This is a genomic window from Aerococcus sp. NPDC058936 (assembly GCF_042741995.1).
GTDB lineage: Bacteria > Bacillota > Bacilli > Lactobacillales > Aerococcaceae > Aerococcus.
This window is the reverse complement of the sequence record NZ_JBHYKZ010000008.1, coordinates 1-17,331: the sequence shown is the minus strand read 5'-3', so window position 1 is coordinate 17,331 and position 17,331 is coordinate 1. Positions and strand designations below refer to the sequence as shown.

Annotated in this window: 18 protein-coding genes; 2 read left to right on the top strand and 16 right to left on the bottom strand. The window is 40.0% G+C overall.

Features of this window, described 5'->3' with window-relative positions:
* Positions 1-24: 24 nt before the first annotated feature.
* The 10 genes from ACFW0C_RS07200 to ACFW0C_RS07155 form a co-directional block, all read right to left on the bottom strand.
* On the bottom strand, positions 25-822 hold the full coding sequence (locus ACFW0C_RS07200; RefSeq protein ID WP_378106513.1) for an SDR family NAD(P)-dependent oxidoreductase: 798 nt from the start codon (positions 820-822) through the stop codon (positions 25-27).
* 27 nt (positions 823-849) lie between these two features.
* Entirely contained in the window at positions 850-1,770 is a 921-nt protein-coding gene (rnz, locus tag ACFW0C_RS07195) for a ribonuclease Z (protein ID WP_378106512.1), read from the bottom strand.
* A 258-nt stretch (positions 1,771-2,028) separates the two neighbouring features.
* Positions 2,029-3,354 carry a GTPase ObgE gene (gene obgE / locus ACFW0C_RS07190; protein ID WP_378106511.1) on the bottom strand — a complete coding sequence of 442 codons (1,326 nt, stop codon included), beginning with the start codon at positions 3,352-3,354 and terminating at the stop codon, positions 2,029-2,031.
* Positions 3,355-3,412: 58 nt separating this feature from the next.
* A complete protein-coding gene (gene glyS, locus ACFW0C_RS07185; RefSeq protein ID WP_378106510.1) occupies positions 3,413-5,491 on the bottom strand; it encodes a glycine--tRNA ligase subunit beta in 2,079 nt (692 codons plus the stop codon).
* Entirely contained in the window at positions 5,491-6,417 is a 927-nt protein-coding gene (glyQ, locus tag ACFW0C_RS07180) for a glycine--tRNA ligase subunit alpha (RefSeq protein WP_193756678.1), read from the bottom strand. The genes glyS and glyQ overlap by 1 nt, the downstream gene beginning before the upstream one ends.
* Before the next feature lie 264 nt (positions 6,418-6,681).
* A complete protein-coding gene (recO, locus tag ACFW0C_RS07175; protein ID WP_378106508.1) occupies positions 6,682-7,482 on the bottom strand; it encodes a DNA repair protein RecO in 801 nt (266 codons plus the stop codon).
* Between the two features lie 60 nt (positions 7,483-7,542).
* A complete protein-coding gene (gene era / locus ACFW0C_RS07170) occupies positions 7,543-8,541 on the bottom strand; it encodes a GTPase Era (protein ID WP_378106506.1) in 999 nt (332 codons plus the stop codon).
* Between the two features lie 24 nt (positions 8,542-8,565).
* Entirely contained in the window at positions 8,566-8,985 is a 420-nt protein-coding gene (locus tag ACFW0C_RS07165) for a diacylglycerol kinase family protein (protein WP_378106505.1), read from the bottom strand.
* On the bottom strand, positions 8,960-9,379 hold the full coding sequence (ybeY, locus tag ACFW0C_RS07160) for an rRNA maturation RNase YbeY (RefSeq protein WP_378106632.1): 420 nt from the start codon (positions 9,377-9,379) through the stop codon (positions 8,960-8,962). Before ybeY ends, ACFW0C_RS07165 begins: the two co-directional genes overlap by 26 nt.
* 91 nt (positions 9,380-9,470) lie before the next feature.
* Positions 9,471-10,439 (bottom strand): PhoH family protein, encoded by a 969-nt coding sequence (locus ACFW0C_RS07155; protein WP_378106504.1) that lies wholly within the window; start codon positions 10,437-10,439, stop codon positions 9,471-9,473.
* A gap of 175 nt (positions 10,440-10,614) precedes the next feature.
* Between ACFW0C_RS07155 and ACFW0C_RS07150 the strand changes: the two genes are divergently transcribed.
* Positions 10,615-11,565, top strand: a complete 951-nt coding sequence (locus ACFW0C_RS07150; RefSeq protein ID WP_378106503.1) for a phosphoglycerate dehydrogenase — start codon at positions 10,615-10,617, stop codon at positions 11,563-11,565.
* 86 nt (positions 11,566-11,651) lie between these two features.
* On the opposite strand, the gene ACFW0C_RS07145 is transcribed toward ACFW0C_RS07150, so the two are convergent.
* From ACFW0C_RS07145 to ACFW0C_RS07120, 6 genes are all read right to left on the bottom strand, one after another.
* Complete coding sequence (locus tag ACFW0C_RS07145; RefSeq protein ID WP_378106501.1) at positions 11,652-12,416, bottom strand: 2-keto-4-pentenoate hydratase; 765 nt, start codon at positions 12,414-12,416, stop codon at positions 11,652-11,654.
* A gap of 20 nt (positions 12,417-12,436) precedes the next feature.
* Complete coding sequence (locus ACFW0C_RS07140; RefSeq protein ID WP_378106499.1) at positions 12,437-13,225, bottom strand: SDR family NAD(P)-dependent oxidoreductase; 789 nt, start codon at positions 13,223-13,225, stop codon at positions 12,437-12,439.
* A 456-nt stretch (positions 13,226-13,681) separates the two neighbouring features.
* Entirely contained in the window at positions 13,682-14,125 is a 444-nt protein-coding gene (locus ACFW0C_RS07135; RefSeq protein WP_378106497.1) for a GatB/YqeY domain-containing protein, read from the bottom strand.
* 30 nt (positions 14,126-14,155) lie between these two features.
* Positions 14,156-14,329 carry a 30S ribosomal protein S21 gene (rpsU, locus tag ACFW0C_RS07130; RefSeq protein WP_003142732.1) on the bottom strand — a complete coding sequence of 58 codons (174 nt, stop codon included), beginning with the start codon at positions 14,327-14,329 and terminating at the stop codon, positions 14,156-14,158.
* Between the two features lie 270 nt (positions 14,330-14,599).
* On the bottom strand, positions 14,600-15,019 hold the full coding sequence (locus ACFW0C_RS07125) for a Fur family transcriptional regulator (protein WP_378106495.1): 420 nt from the start codon (positions 15,017-15,019) through the stop codon (positions 14,600-14,602).
* 40 nt (positions 15,020-15,059) lie between these two features.
* Positions 15,060-16,037 carry a VOC family protein gene (locus ACFW0C_RS07120; protein WP_378106493.1) on the bottom strand — a complete coding sequence of 326 codons (978 nt, stop codon included), beginning with the start codon at positions 16,035-16,037 and terminating at the stop codon, positions 15,060-15,062.
* Between the two features lie 169 nt (positions 16,038-16,206).
* Between ACFW0C_RS07120 and ACFW0C_RS07115 the strand changes: the two genes are divergently transcribed.
* On the top strand, positions 16,207-17,037 hold the full coding sequence (locus tag ACFW0C_RS07115) for a pyruvate, water dikinase regulatory protein (RefSeq protein WP_378106492.1): 831 nt from the start codon (positions 16,207-16,209) through the stop codon (positions 17,035-17,037).
* The last annotated feature ends 294 nt before the right edge of the window (positions 17,038-17,331 follow it).

The window sequence follows — 17,331 nt, the reverse complement described above, 5'->3', positions numbered from 1 at the left end:
CTCATTTCTAAGTTTCGTAGAAAATTAGTCTCTAAATTGGCCTTTTTCATAGGTCATATGAATCAAACGATAGGCTAGGCTTGGCGCCAATTTCATTAGACGGTTCATAATGTCATAGTAAAATGGCACCACTAGCTCAAACTGGCCACGTTCAATAGCGGTTGCCATTTTGTCAGCAACAATCTCTGGTGTGGTGGCAAAAGATTGGACATTTTCAAAGTATGACCCATCTTTATCCGCGATATCAAAGAAGGCAGTGTCAACTGGACCAGGCAAGATACAAGTCACCTTAATCTTGGTTGACCACAAATCTTGTCTTAAGCCGTTGGCAAAGGCATGAACCCCCGCTTTACTGGCTGCGTACACAGCTGATTTAGGCGTTTGAATTAAGCCGGCAACTGACGCAATTAAGGTGATGTTATTGGCTTCCGTATCTTGGTCTAACATCCCAGCTGCAAACCGTTTTGAAAGGAACATGGTTAATAACAAATTAGTATGGGTCAGTTTAGCGATTTGCGAATAAGCTTGGTCACTAATTGCTGAAAAATCACCGAATCCTAAACAATGAACAAAATTTTCGATTTGTCCTTTGTCAAAGCAATATTGGGCGAATTTCTCGGCTTCGTCACCAGTCACTAAGTCGGCTGTATAGGCTAAAACTTGTCCTGCACCTAATTCCTTGGCCTGTTTCTTCGTTTCATTCAACCGTTTTTTATTTCGACCGTTGATGATGATATTTCTACCTTCGCTGGCCATTTTGTAAGCAAAAGCTTGACCGATTCCTGAAGATGCACCTGTTATGACTGTGTATGTTTGAGACATTTTCATCACTCCTATAAATGTGGCTTCTTATCCGAGACTGATTGAATCAAAATCTTTTACAATTTGGCTGTTGGCAAACACTTTCTTGGCATCTGCCTCTAGTTGCTGTGAGGCTTTTCCTACATATCTAGCTGAGATATGCGTTAGTAATAACTGTTTGACATTGGCTTCCTTAGCCACTAGACCAGCTTGTTTAGCGGTTGAATGGTAGTAATTACGTGCCATTCGTTCCTCGCCAGCAGCAAAGGTCGCTTCATGCACTAAAAAGTCCGCATCTTTAGCAAGAGCTACCGCATTTTTGTTATAACGGGTATCACCTAGAATGGTGACAATGTGGCCCTTTTTGTCAGGTCCAATGAAGTCACGACCATCTAACTGGGTCCCATCTTCTAAGGTAATAGTCTTGCCTTGTTTTAATTGTCCTAGTAAAGGCCCATTTGGTACGCCCGCTTCTCTCGCCTTATCAATCAACAGTTCCCCTACTTGATCAGCCTCAGTGACTCTAAAGCCATAAGACTGAACAGCGTGGTCTAAAGTCTTATAAAGTACCTGGTATTGGTCATTTTGAAAGACCATACCTTCATCTGCTAATTCTTGAATGGTTAGATCATAGCCTAAGGTCGTACGGGTAACTTGAAGAAAGTTATCAATATAGGCTTTAATACCTTTAGGTCCATAAATGGTCACCGGAGACTCACCGCCTTGATGACTTCTTGACGACAGGAAGCCTGGCAAACCAAAAATGTGGTCTCCATGTAAATGCGTGATAAGAATTTTAGTGACTTTACGCGGTTTCAATGTGGTTTTCATGATTTGATGTTGTGTTGCTTCTCCGCAATCAAACATCCACATTTCATTACTTTCGTCTAATAGTTTTAACATGATGCTTGTCACATTACGACTTCTACTCGGAACGCCAGCACCTGTTCCCAAAAAAGTTATCTCCACTTTTTTTCGCTCATTTCTATTTTATATATTCGTAAAAAAATCAAGAGCGCACATTAAATCCAAGTCTCCCTGTTCAATGTGCGCTCGTCTTTCAGTGGGTCAAAGACTAAAGTGTCGTATGCCCACTAACAATCCTCATGATATCAGGCACCCAAAGTCAGAATTATACGATGGTTTCCAAATAAGCCAGTTACTTCTAGAGTAATTATTTAGCTTTTGGTCCACCTCGTCAATTCTAAACGATTTTTGTCGCACCTACTATTCTTGGAATTCAAACTCGTAGTCTAAAATACGGATAATATCCCCTTGCTTCGCACCACGTGCAGCCAAGGCTTTATCAACCCCCATATTCTTCAACTGACGAGCAAATCGTAATGCCGACTCATCATATTCCAAGTTCGCCATCTTGAATGTTTTCTCAATCTTATCACCGTATAGGTAGAAGGTACCATCAGATTCACGGCCCACGTAGAATGGTGGCTCTTCATCTTCAGGAATTTCGTAAACCACTGTTTCAGTAGACGCTTGCTTACCTTCTTCAGCAATACGAGCTTCTTCTAAACGGATCAATTCAGCGGTATGGTCCATTAAAGGATCTAAACCTTCTCTAGTATAAGCTGAGATTGGGAAAATTTCTGGCAATTCTAAGTCTGGATAATTTTCTGCAAAATAGTTTGCAAGTTTTTCCTTGAATTCTTCAATGTATAGTTCAGCTTCAGGAATATCCATTTTATTGGCAACGATAATCGTTGGTCTAGACATCAAATTGTCATCATAATTATGCAATTCTTTGTTGATAGCTACATAATCATCAAATGGGTCACGGTTTTCAAAGCCACCCATATCAATCACATGTAAAATCACCTTGGTACGCTCAACGTGGCGTAAGAATTGGAATCCTAAACCAATACCATCAGCAGCCCCCTCGATTAACCCCGGTAAATCAGCTAATACAAAGGATTCATGCGAACGAGTATTTACCACACCTAAATTCGGTGTAATGGTCGTAAAGTGGTAATCACCAATTTTAGGTGTTGCCGCTGTGACAACAGATAATAAGGTTGATTTACCAACTGATGGGAAACCAACTAATCCAGCATCAGCGATCAATTTCAATTCTAATTGTAGGGTAATTTCTTCACCTGGTTCTCCATTTTCAGCGATTTCTGGTGCCGGGTTGTTGTGGGTTGCAAATTTCATGTTCCCACGGCCACCACGACCACCATGTGCAACGATGAGCTCTTCACCGTTCTCCACTAAATCACCAATAATTTGACCAGTGTCAAAGTTTTTGACAACAGTTCCAGGGGGTACAGCGACATACATATCCTCTGCTCCACGCCCGTACATACCTTTTGGCATCCCATTTTCACCTGGTTTCGCCTTAAAGTGACGGTTGTAACGGAAATCCATCAAGGTTCTTAACCCTTCATCAACTTTGAAAATGATGTCACCTCCGCGACCACCATCTCCACCAGCTGGACCTCCATCTGGACGATATTTTTCTCGTAAAAAGGCAACCATACCGTCGCCACCCTTACCTGCTTTCACCCAGATCTTGGCATAATCAAAAAATGTTGACATGTGTTACCCCTCCTTTCAATTTCTTTTATTTTACTTTTATTTTACTTTTATTTTGCTTTTATTTCGTGTTAATACGGTTGGTATCAGCAAGCGTTAAAATGGCTTGCGCAATCATGCTTAAAATGGCTAAACGGTTGTTTTGCACCGTTTGATCTTCAGCAAATACCATGTTGTTATCAAAGAATTCAGTGATAACTGGTGTTAAAGCCTCAAGTTGATTATAGTTGTTCTGCATGTCATTTGTCATCTCTAACCCTTTAGCAGCATTAAATAATGCAACTTCTGAATCTGATTCAAAACGACTTTCTTCTATTGTAACATCTTGGACATTTAATTCACGTGCTTTCGCACCCAAGTTCAAAATACGGTTCCATGCTTCAAGCGTTTCTTTGAATGATGCTTTCTCACTAGCTGCTTGTAAGACTTTACTTGCCGCTAATTTTCTTAAGACATCCGCTGAATGGCTTTGCAAAACAGCATCCGCTATATCATAGCGAACGCCTTGGTCATTTAAAATAGCTTTCAAGCGGTCATTCACAAATTGGCTTAAAGCTGTTTGTAATTCAACTAGGCGTTCTTGGTCTTCAATACCGTAAACAGTCTGCAAGATACTAATGATATCAGTTTTCCAGTCAAAAGTTAACTCATTTTCGATTAGAATCCGCACAATTCCTGATGTTTGTCGACGTAATGCAAATGGATCGTTTGAACCAGAAGGAATGCGGTCGATATTAAAGAATGAAATCACTGAATCAAGTTTATCTGACACAGCAAACAATTTACCCAATTGACTAGCAGGTAATTCACCTTCAGCAGAAATTGGCATGTAGTGTTCGCGAATAGCAGTAGCCACTGCAGGCGCTTCACCAAAGGCTAAGGCATATTTTTCACCCATAATCCCTTGTAATTCTGAGAATTCATCCACAATACCGGTCATTAAATCGAACTTGTAGATTTCACCAGTACGCGTGATGTCCTCGGCTTGGACGTCAGCTAACTGACCTGACCATTTTTCGGCTAAATATTTGGCGATTTGACCAGTACGGGCCATTTTTTCCTGTAAGGAACCAATTTCAGCATGGAAAGTTACTTTAGCTAAACGGTCCTGGAAGTCTTGAATCGTTTTGGTTTTATCTTCATTGACGAAGAAGAAACCATCTTCCAAACGTGCAGTCAAGACTTTTTGATTACCCTTACGGACATTATCTAAATGTTCAGCATTACCGTTACGAACAGCTACGAATAATGGCAACAATTTGTCTGCTTGGTCTTTTACATAGAAGTAACGTTGGTGGTTCTTCATTGAAGTGATCAATACTTCATCCGGCAACTCTAAGTATTTCTCGTCGAAGTTGCCGACAAAGGCTGTTGGGTATTCAACAATTTGGGTAACTTCTTCAAGTAAGTCAGCATCGATATCGATTTGATATTTGTTTTCGCTCGCTAATTGGTCGATTTGTTGTTCGATTAATGCTTTTCGTTCGTCTTGGTTTACAATAACAAATTCAGCAGCTAAGGCTGCTTCATAAGCATTCGCGTCATTGATCACAACTTCTTGAGAACCTAGGTAACGGTGTCCACGTGAGATATTTGAAGCTGTTAGGTTCAAGAAAGTTAACGGTAAGACTTGGTCATCTAATAGGGCAACCATCCAGTGGATTGGACGGATGTATTTAACGTCATACGAAGCCCAGTGCATTGAAACAGGGAATGACATTTGGTCGATAACTGAAACTACATCTTGTAAAATGTCAGCCGCTTGGCTACCTGGTTGCGAAATATTAATGAAGACATACTCCTCACCTTTAACTTCTTCAAAGTAAATATCCTCAACAGAAGCACCTTTACCGCGTGCGAAACCTTGGGCAGCTTTGGTCCAATTACCCTCTTCATCTTGAGCAATACGTTTAGCGGGTCCCTTAGCTACTTCAGAAAAGTCTGTTTGCTTGTCGGCTAATCCATTAACACGTACAGTCAAACGACGCGGTGTCGCAAATGTTTCGACATTGTCAAAAGTTAAACGGTTGTCTGATAAAAAGTTTTCTACTAGTGATTTTAATTGGTTCACGGCATTACGTACGTATTGAGCAGGTACTTCTTCCAAACCAATTTCAAATAAAAATGTATGTTGGCTCATTATTTTTCCTCCTTCAATAACGCTTCTGCTGTTTCTCGGTCTAACAATGGGTAACCCAAGTCAGCACGTTTCTTCACAAACATTTTGGCTACACGGCGGGCCATGTTACGGATACGAGCAAGGTAAGCGGCACGGTCAGTAACAGAAATCACACCACGCGCGTCTAGTAAGTTAAATGCATGTGAACATTTCAAAATGTAGTCATAAGCTGGGTGGACTAATTCATTGTCGATTTGTTTCAAGGCTTCAGCTTCATATTTATTGAAGGCAGAGAATAACATATCTACATCCGATTCCTCAAATGAGTAAACTGAATGCTCGTATTCTGCTTGACCAAAAATTTCACCATATTTAACGCCTTCAACCCATTCAATATCGTAAACTGAATCTACTTCTTGGATGTAAGAAGCTAAACGTTCCAAACCATATGTTAATTCAGAGGTAACAGGCTTACACTCTAAACCACCAACTTGTTGGAAATAAGTAAATTGGGTGACTTCCATCCCATCTAACCAAACTTCCCAACCTAAACCAGCACAGCCAAGTGATGGGTTTTCCCAGTTGTCTTCTACAAAACGAATGTCATGTTTTAATGGGTCAATCCCTAATTGTTTCAAGCTTTCAATGTATAATTCTTGAATATTATCTGGGTTTGGTTTCATCACGACTTGGAATTGGTGATGTTGGTATAGACGGTTAGGGTTTTCACCGTAACGACCATCTGCTGGACGACGAGAAGGTTCTACGTAACAAGCGTTCCATGGTTCAGGACCAATTGCACGCAAGAAAGTATAAGGTGACATGGTACCCGCACCTTTTTCTGTGTCATAAGCGTTTAAAACTAAACAACCTTGTTCAGCCCAGTAGTTTTGTAACGTTAAAATTATATCTTGAAATGTTTTATGATTCGTTGCCAAGATGTTCACTTCCTCATTTTTTAATCTATTGTGATAGTGGTCAAATACATCAGAAGACACAAAAAAAGCCCCTATGTATTTGAAAAAAAACAAACACATAGGGACGATTGTCTCGCGGTTCCACCCTACTTCTAACGGATAAAATCCATTAGCGCTTTATTGTTAAGTGCTCCAATATGCCTTCACAAGGTTTCAATCCAGCCGCTTCCACTATCCGGCTTCGCTTTGGAATCTACATCTTCCTACTTAGTATTTTCACTGCACTTCTTTTATTCAGCTATTATCATACTTTTTTTCTCTTTTGTCGTCAAGCGGATTGACGAAAGTTTCCATCTGACTGATAAAATGCTTGCTTTTTAAGTGGATCCCTACATACTCCTCGTATAGATCATCCAAGGCCTGGCGAATTTCAGTTTTCGTTGCCGCCTGTAAGTTCACTTTCCCTAGTTTGTCATAGGGCATTTGACTAAATAGTCGGATAAAATGACTTGCCCTTGGTGACCAATGAAGACGCCTGTCATCCATATGAAAATGTTGTTCACATAAAACACCAGCATATTGCATGGAATAGTCAAAACGGCCTTGATCACGGCCACAAATGGCACAAGATCTAAAGTTAGGGGCGACCCCGAATTTCGGCAGCAGCTGAATCTCAAATATATTAGCCACGACTGACGGATCGACGCCGGCTTCTATTTTGCCTAGACCTTGCCACAACAAATTAAAAACCTTGTCTTCTTCGATAAAATCTTCAAAGGCGGCATCAGTCAAACCTGTCATGTAGGCTGCATAAGCATTGGCTTGGATGTCTGCGATGGTTGTCTTTGGAAATAGAACATCGCCCGTATCATTTAAGAAGGAGAAGCCTTTATCGTTGATGGTTCCCACAAAGGAGGCCCGCATATAAGGAAAGGCAATCTCCCTTAAACCATTATTCTGTCGTTGAATATTCTTAATGAAGAACATCCGCTTACCAAATTCCTTGGTGAATATTTTAATCAGCAGGTCTTTTTCCTTGTATTTCCGCGTAAAAAGGACAATCCCATCGAAACGCGCGTAATGATCCTTTCGCATGGTCTTGTCCCCTTTCATTTCGCATGTCAACGTGATGTTATTTTGTTAGCGACGCGTTTATTAACCCTTATAATTTTTATGATTGTAACCAAGGTCACCTAAGTTGGCCTTGTTGTTACGCCAGTTTTTGATGATTTTCACCCAAAGTTCTAAATAAATCTTAGACCCAAGTAAATTCTCAATTTCCTTACGGGCTTCAACACCAATTTTCTTGATCATCTTACCGCCTTTACCAATGATAATCCCTTTTTGACTCTTTTGATCGACGATAATGGTCGCATACACATGCACGCGATCCAGTTCATCTTTTTGCATGGAGTCTACTTGAACAGCTACTGAATGTGGGATTTCTTCATACGTATTTAAAAGAATTTGTTCACGGATTAATTCAGAAACGACAAAGTACTCTGGATGGTCTGTGATAAATTCAGATGGGTAGTATTGTGGTCCAGTCGGTAATAAACCAACCAAGGTATCGATCAAGGTCTCCACATTATTGCCGTTTAAAGCAGATAGTGGGATAATCCCGTCAAAAGATTCCGGGCTTGGAATAGTTTGCATAAAGTCTGCTAGGGCTTCAGGCGATACCTTATCAATTTTATTCACGCCCAAGAACTTACGCGTCTTGTAATTTTTAATCTTTTCAAAGACGAACTTATCACCAGGGCCAATCGGTTCTTCCGCATTCACCAACATTAAGATAGCATCTACTTCTTCAAGTGATTGGTAGGCAGACTTATTCATGAACTCGCCCAACTCATTATGCGGTTTATGAATACCTGGTGTATCAATGAAAACAATTTGCGCCTCATCTGTTGTATAAACCGCTTGAATTTTGTTACGCGTCGTTTGCGCCTTGTCAGACATGATGGCCACTTTTTGTCCTACAACGCGGTTTAAAAAGGTTGATTTCCCAACATTAGGACGGCCAACGATGGCCACAAAGCCTGACTTATAACCACCAAAGTCATCTTCAGCTTGGTCTCCGTCATCCTCTAGTAATTTTTCTAAATCCTCAATGTTGTCAAAATCGTTTATATTAAAATCTTCTATATTCAAAAATAGTCTCCCTTATTTTTATATTCATTTGAAAAAAAGTAAAATCTCAGGTACAAAAATGACCAAACCAATAGTAACAGCCATTGTAGATGAAATCAGTACGCCACCTGCCGCTACATCCTTCACATTTTTGGCAATGGGATGGTATTGGTTCTCAGTCACTAAATCAATAATCCACTCAGCGATGGTATTGGTAATTTCCATACAAATCACAATAGCACAGGTTAAAATTAGAATTAACCACTTTTCAATGGACAAAGCAAAAAACCAAGCAGCCGACATGACTAAAATCAAACCCAGAATCTGGTAACGAATGTTTCGTTCATGGACAAAGGCAAATTTTATCCCACTTAAGGCATAACCCATTGATTCAAAAAAATTATGGTTCTTATCCACTTTTGGTGGTTTTGGTACTTGTTTACGCTCTTTTAAGTCCATAAGCATCTAAAATCTCTTTCTGTAGACTAAACATTTCCTTTTCATCTGCTTCATTCATATGGTCATAACCATTCAAATGCAAGAATCCATGGACAGCTAAAAAGCCTAGTTCACGTTCAAAAGAATGGCCATAATCAGCTGCTTGTTCACGTGTTTTATCAATCGAGATAAAAAGGTCGCCCAATTCACGTGGCATATCCTCTGGCAAGCCCATAACTGCTAATTCATCTTCACCTATATCTTCAATTGCAAAAGAAATCACGTCAGTTGGACGGTCAATGTTGCGATAAGTTTTATTGATTTCATGAATTTCTGCATCGTTCACGATGGTTAGAGATAAATCAATTTCTCCAGTAAGTTTCAAATAATCTGCTGCAAAACCCAACAATTCATGCAACATCTCTTCATCTTTACTAGATAGCTCATTCGTCTTATCTTCAAAAATTAAATCTAACAATTTTTCACCTTTTTTCTTATTGCCTTATCTATCATTAATTACCATTATCTTCATTGGCATAGGCACTGATGATTGCTGACACCACTGGGTGACGAACAACATCAGTCGCTGTAAAGTGCACAAAGTCGATATCTTTAATCCCCTGCAAGTGTCTTTCCGCATCGATTAACCCAGATTTAGCACCTCTAGGTAAATCAATTTGCGTCTTGTCTCCGTTGACAATCATCTTAGACCCGAAACCAAGACGTGTTAAGAACATCTTCATTTGGGCAACCGTTGTATTTTGTGCTTCATCAAGAATGACAAAGGCGTCTTCTAAAGTCCGACCACGCATATAAGCAAGTGGTGCCACTTCAATCACGCCACGTTCCAGTAAGCGTTCAGTATGCTCCCGGCCATAAATAGTATATAGGGCATCGTAAATTGGTCGTAAGTACGGATCAACTTTCTCTTTTAAGTCACCAGGCAGGAAACCTAAGCTTTCTCCTGCTTCAACTGCTGGACGCGTTAGGACAATCCGTTTTACCCGTCCTTGTTTTAAAGCCTGAACGGCCATCATCACTGCTAAGAAAGTTTTCCCGGTACCAGCTGGTCCAATCCCAAAAGTAATGGCATGTTTATTGACAGCGTGTAAATATTGACGTTGACCTACAGTTTTTGTTCGAATAGCTTTCCCCTCAAAAGTCCGGCCAATTTCTTCCTCATATAGACTTACAAAGTGGTTTAAAGTCCCATTCTTTGCCATTTTAATCGCAGTAACCACATCACGTTCACCAATTGTAATACCTGATTGTAGAATAACTTGTAATTCAGTCAGTAAATCAATCACTTGGGCAACATCCGCTTCTTGTCCGGTCACTTCAATTTGCTCATCTCTGGCAAATATTTGCACCTCAAAAGCTTGTTCAATCAAAGAAAGATTACGGTCCTCAGTACCAAATAGTTGTACGGCTAATGCTGGATTCATCAAGGCTACATTTTTACTGATTGCAGATTCTGTCAAATGAAAACTTCCCCCTTTTTGTATTAAATAAATTATAGCAAAAAACTGGCATAAATACGAATTACAGGTCATGTATTTTCAAATGCTTAGCCCTTTTGGCGAAAAAAAGTGTTTGATTCCGCAAGTCAACCAATCAATGATACAATAGAGAAAATGCTTTAGGGAGGCGCACACTATGAAAAAAATATTAGCTATCGCAAACCGTGTAAAGGATTGGCAAATTAATGATATCAAAGACTTAGCAAATGATTATCAGATGAAAATGGCGGATGAGTTGACCGACGCAGACTTCCCCAATATTGAAATTCAATATGGTTGGAATGCTGATTTAGCTGAAAAATATGCAGCAAATGGTTATGATAGCCTTCGCTGGATCCAAGTCCAATTCGCTGGCATCAATCAATTGCCTAAAAAAATCGTCGCTGATGAAAAGATTCAAATCACCAACATGAGTGGAATTCATGCGACACCGATTGCAGAGACCGTTTTTGGTTACATCTTGAACTACTACCGGAGTTTACATGTTTATAAGGCGCGTGAAGAAAACCGACATTGGACATATGCCCAACACATGTCTTTACATGGAAAGAAAATGGTCGTGTTTGGTGCCGGTAATGTAGGGAAAGAAATCGCTCGTATCGGACAAGCATTCGGTTTAGAAACTATAGGCGTGAATACATCAGGGCGTGAAGTAGACCACTTTAATCAAACGGTTAAAACAACGGACGGCTTTGAACAAGTGACTGACGCCGACATCATCGTCAACGTCCTACCAGAAACAGACGCCACACAAAACATCTTTGATGCTACATATTTCGGTCGTCAAGAAAAACACCCCTTATTTATTAATGTGGGTCGTGGTTCTGCAATTGTAGACCGGGACTTAATTGAAGCTGTTGATCAAGGTGACATTGCTTATGCAGCCCTTGATGTCTTTAGAGAAGAGCCGCTGCCGGCAGAACATCCTTTCTGGGCCCATGAAAAAATTGATGTCACACCGCATATGACTGGTCAAGTAGAACATTTTGCCATCGAAACATATAAAATATTCCAAGATAATTTAAAGGCTTACGTAGAAAACGGCGATTTAGCCGTCAATGTCGTTTCTAAAGAAAAAGGCTACTAAGAAAATATGATTCAAATAGATAATAAAAGCATTTGCCTTCCTGAATTCTCGGAATAGCAAATGCTTTTTCGCTTTTATTTTAGTGTTTATTTTGCAAATAAGGTTACTGGTGGTAGCCCTTCAAATTGGCCTACATAAACGCCTGGTTGAATGACTTTCGGCATATTAACGGCACCAGAAGCCACAAACATTCCTGGTTCAATAGCTTGGCCTGTTTCAGCTAATTTTTGTGCCAACCATTGAACTGAATAAGCTGGGTGGCCCATCACCTCTTTTGAAGAACCTTTAGTATATGGTTGACCATCTACTGTTACTTTCCCCATCACATCATCAATTTCTTCGTAAGTTCGCTTGACATATTCACCGGCTACTACACCTGCATTGGCTGCCCCATCGGCAATCAATTCAAATTTTGAAATGTTTCCGTACCAGTTGTCATACCGGCAATCAGGAATTTCATAGCCTGTCGCCACCTTACATTTAGACATAATGGTTTCCACTGAGTCGTCAGGCGAAATGATTTCTTCAGCCTTGAATATGATTTCAAATTCTAGCAAAGGACCCATAAATTTACTCAGGTCCATATCCGAACCCCAAACACCTTTGTCCGTCATGACGCCGTATAAAGGCGTTGTGGTCTTAAAAAATGATTGCTGAATTTTTGCTGACAAGGAAATTTTATAACCTGCAACCTTTTCACCAGCCGCTTTTCTTAAATCTAAAACAGCTTGTTGCACTCGGTAGCCGTCTTCTTCGTTGACAATTCCAAATTTTCCGTATGGTACCGGTACTTTTTCATTGTCTGCTTGATATAGTGTCTTACTAGCATGAATAATTTCTTGATCCATCATAAGCTTTTTTCTCCTTAGAATTACATGGCGTCTGAAGCGCCACCATCAATATTGACAGCTGCACCACTCACATATGAGGCGGCATCTGAAGCAAGGAAGCTAATCACTTTAGCAGCTTCTGTTGTTTCACCAACACGGCCCATTGGGGTATGCGTATCTTTCGCTTTTTGTTTTGAAAATTCTTCCCAAGTTGGATTTTCTGGATCATTTTGCCACATCTTCTCAACCTGTTCACTGCGGATATAACCAATACATACTGCATTTGCCCGAATATTGTATTCACCGTATTCCTTACTCAACTCCTTGATCACCGCCAAACCAGCTGAACGCGCCGGAGATGTTGGTACAGACTTAGGACCTGGCGTTTTACCAGAATTAGAAACCACGCTAATAATTGAACCTGAAGCCTGCTTACGCATATAAGGCAATACTTCACGGGTAAAATTCGCTACACCAATAATTTTGATTTCCAGGTCAAATCGCCACGCATCATTATCCACTTCTTCAAATGAACCCGCTCTGTGGCCACCCGCATTGTTCACTAAGATATCGATAGTCCCATATTTGGCTACTGTATCCGCAATCGCCTTTTGGACAGCCGGTAAATCTGTGACGTCAGCTACTGCGTAATCCACTTCAACCCCTGTCGCTTCTTTAATGGCTGTTTGTGCCTCAATTAATCGATCTTCGTGGCGGGCTGTAATCACAACTTGTGCGCCTTCCTCAGCAAGTGTTTTCGCTGTTTCAAATCCGATACCTCTACTTGCACCTGTAATAACTGCCACTTTACCTTTTAGTCCTAAATCCATCAAAATCGCTCCTTCATCTTTTAAGATCTTATTGATTTGAAATAAGGCTCCACTCAACTTCCAGACTTGTATTATCCTTCACTACTTCAGCAGCCATCACCTAATAAAAAAACGACGACCCTCGACAGGCCGCCGTTCCATTAGCTAGAGCCCGCTTCACGTGGAAAAGGACTCTCCTAGAGAAGAATCCTACTTAGCTAATAATAATAAATCTTGTTTTAGATTAAATGGACACGCAACAAATACGCCAGCATGCATGATATATTTGGAAGATATTCTAAATTGGCGCATTGTTGTCACTCCTTTCAAATTGCTAACTACAATTTATCAAAATTAAGATGTAATTGCAAGATTTTTTAATTTATTTTTAATTATTTTCTCATTTAAATTATGAGAGGCAAAATTTTGGCTAACAAAAAAGGAAGCCCGAAGACTTCCCTCTCAGATTTAGATGCATTAACCTAAATATTTTTTTGCTACTGTTTGGATTGCATTACCGTCTGCTTGCCCTTTAAATTTGGCCACAGCAGTTTGCATGACTTTACCAAAGTCCTTCATAGATGTAGCGCCAACTTCGTCAATGACTTGTTTGACCCCTTCGTCTAATTCAACCTCTGATAATTGTGCAGGCAAGTATTCTTCGATAATCGCGATTTCAGCAACTGCGTTATCTGCTAGTTCTACATGGTCTGCTTGACGGAATTCTGCTTCCGACTCTTTTCGTTGCTTCAACTCGCGAGCCAAAAGTTCAATTTCTTCATCTTCAGACAATGCACTTCCCTTGTTAATTTCAGCATTTTGAACTGCTGCTTTTAACATACGGATAACAGATAACTTAAATTTATCTTTAGCTTTCATGGCTACCTTCATATCGGTATTTAGTTGGTCTAATAACGCCATGATCCGCCTCCTTTATCGCAAGGTAAACGATTAGAATTTACGTTTACGAGCCGCTTCAGATTTTTTCTTACGTTTTACTGAAGGTTTTTCGTAGAATTCACGTTTACGTGCTTCTTGTATTGTGCCAGATTTTGAAACTGAACGTTTGAAGCGACGAAGAGCGTCGTCAAGTGATTCGTTTTTACGAACTACAGTTTTTGACATGACATTTCCCTCCCCTCGTTACTACAAATCGTTCTTTCATACTTGAAAAAACGTTCTAGTAAATTATACGCCATTATATTTATAAAGTCAATTCTCCCAAGGTAAATTTGTTGAAAGTTCTGTTGTTCAAAAGTGAGCTTGTCTTAGCTAAGAATAAGGGAAGATTTCCACGGTCATTAAAAGGCAAATGCTAGACTAATTAGTTGCGATTTTAACTACGAAAAAAGAGCTAGAAATTATTCTCTAGCCCCTTTTCAAAAAAGTTTTAACTTATTGACATTCACTACAAAGTCCTTGCAATTCAATGGTATGGCTGACGATTTCACAGCCTGGTAATTGATCGGCGAAGAATGTCATGGGGCAAGAATTGATTGGAATCGTCTTGCCGCAATTTGTGCAGATAAAATGATGATGGTGTCCTAAATGTGGATCACAGTGTCTTCTAAAAACCATCTCCCCGTTAACTTCAGAGGTTTCAAGGAAGTGGTGGTCTTCGAATAATTTTAAGTTACGGTAAATGGTATCAAATGAGATACCCGGATATAAGTTTTCTAATCGTTGCTGCACTTCTTTGGCGCTCAAGAAATAGGCCCCTTCTTCGTCAAAGACGTTTAACATGTCAGCACGTTTTTTGGTGTATTTAAAACCAGCTTCGTGTAGGACTTGCATGGACTCATCTACAAAATTCATAGTTATCACTCCAGTTCCTACTTATTCTAACACGGATTGATTACGATTTGAAGCCATAATCATTGGGCTGTGTTGTGTCAAGATGACGGATTTGCGACTCAATATGCGCACGATTTTCTTCTAAGAATGGTGGTAATGATAATGACTCACCTAAAGTTTCATATGGTTCGTCACCCATGAAACCTGGTCCATCAGTCGAGATTTCGATCAAGATGTCACCGATACGTGCGTATAAGGCTTCAAAAAAGAAACGATCGACTAAACCTGAACTTGGTAAACCAATTTGTTGATACTTGTCGACCCAATGTTGGATGGCATCGTGGTCAGCGACACGAAATGACACATGATGTACTTCACCGTATCCTTGTAATCCTGGTGGGGTTACTAAGTCCTTACGTAAGATGACTTGACCCCCGTTACCGCCCTCGCCTACTTCATATAAGGCTTCTTGGCCATCGTCTGACAATTGTTTCATGCCATAGATTTGTTCAAGAATTTTCCCAAAGTCTTCATAGTAAGATACTGAAATTTCGATTGGTCCTAAACCATAGATGGCTTTATCTTCAGGGACTGGGCCATTCTTCCAAGGTTTACCAGGCGCAACACCAACGTTATTTTCATCTGAGAAAATTTGTAGGCGTTGACCATCAAAGTCTTCAAAGCGTAAAACTTTCTTACCGTAAACTTCTTTAATTTCTTCCGTCTTCACATCAAATGATTTCAACCGATCTTCGTAGTAAGCTAAGGCTGCATCATTTGGTACACGTAAGCCGATTCGAGAAATGGCGTTTGTCCCATAGTAACCACTTGGCACGCCTGGGAAATCAAAGAAGGTTAAATCTGTACCTGCGTTTCCTTCATCATCTGAGAAGAAGGTATGGTAAGTATGAATGTCATCTTGGTTAACTGTTTTCTTAACCAAACGCATGCCCAAAACACCTGCATAAAATTGATAATTCTTTTCCGCGCTTGAAGTAATAGCCGTTACGTGGTGAATGCCTAATAGATCTGTTGTCATAGTTGACGCTCCCTTTTTATAAAATATCTTTTAAGTTTTTATATTTCGAATTCGTATTATAATCATATCACATTTTTATTTCGGATTCAAATTATTATGTTCTAGGGAATTATCCCGTCCTACATATGGTAGAATAAGTTTAATATATTGATTATTGGAGGCAAAAAAGATGAGCCAAGACATAACGCAAAAGCCAAAATATTTCTTGATTTCGGATGCAGTGGGATCGCTAGTGAATGATATTTTCCAAAGCGTGTCCGTTCAATTTCCATCCGTTGATTTTGATATCACCAATTACCCTTTCATCCAACACGACGACATGCTGCTTCCTATTTTAAAACAGGCCAAAATTGAAAAAGCATCCATCGTTGCTTCTTTCATCAACAAAGACCTTAATAAAATTGCGGAAGATTACTGTGAAATGGCGGGAATTTTCTACTTGAATGTCCTTGACCAATTAATGGATCAGATTGTTAGTCAAACCAATGTGAAGCCTTCTGGAAAACCTGGAATTCGCCACCAACTTGATGATGAGTACTATAAACGAATTGAGGCCTTAGAGTTTGCGGTCAATAACGATGATGGGCAACAACCTAAACGCTTTATCGATGCGGATATCGTTTTATTAGGGATTTCTAGAACGTCCAAAACTCCATTAAGTATGTATCTTGCAAATATGGGTTATAAGGTTGCCAACCTACCGTTAGTCCCAGAATCTAGAATCCCAGATATTATTTATGAAATTGAGCGGTCAAAAATTATTGGCTTGACTAATGACGTCAATGTCTTAAATAAATTCCGCCGTGAACGTATGCGATCATATGGGATTGAAGATGCCAGTCTGTATACAGATGATGCCCGCATTGAAAAAGAATTGGCCTATGCCAACAAACTATACGAAGAGTTGAATTGTCCGGTCATCAACGTCGCTGACCGGTCAATCGAAGAAACAGCCACCTTAATCATCATGTTCTTTAACTCAACCAAAACCCCAGGGTGAGAGCGCCTACGTTCAGACAGGAACATTGGAAGTTTAAGGCAGTAGGGGGCGAAGTCAGCTACACCTTAAACTGAAATGCAGTCCTGTCTGGAGGCTTGAACCCGACTACCTAGGGTGAGCGCACAAACACTCAGCTCAAAATTTTTTCATCATAAAGTCAAAAACAGCGCCATGTTTATAGTGGACCCCAAAAGTTAGATTTGGCTCTTCGTCAAATAGGACTGATGAGTAATATCTGCCAGGTAATCATTAGATTACCTGGTTTTTTTATACTCTTTTCCATTATTCATTTTT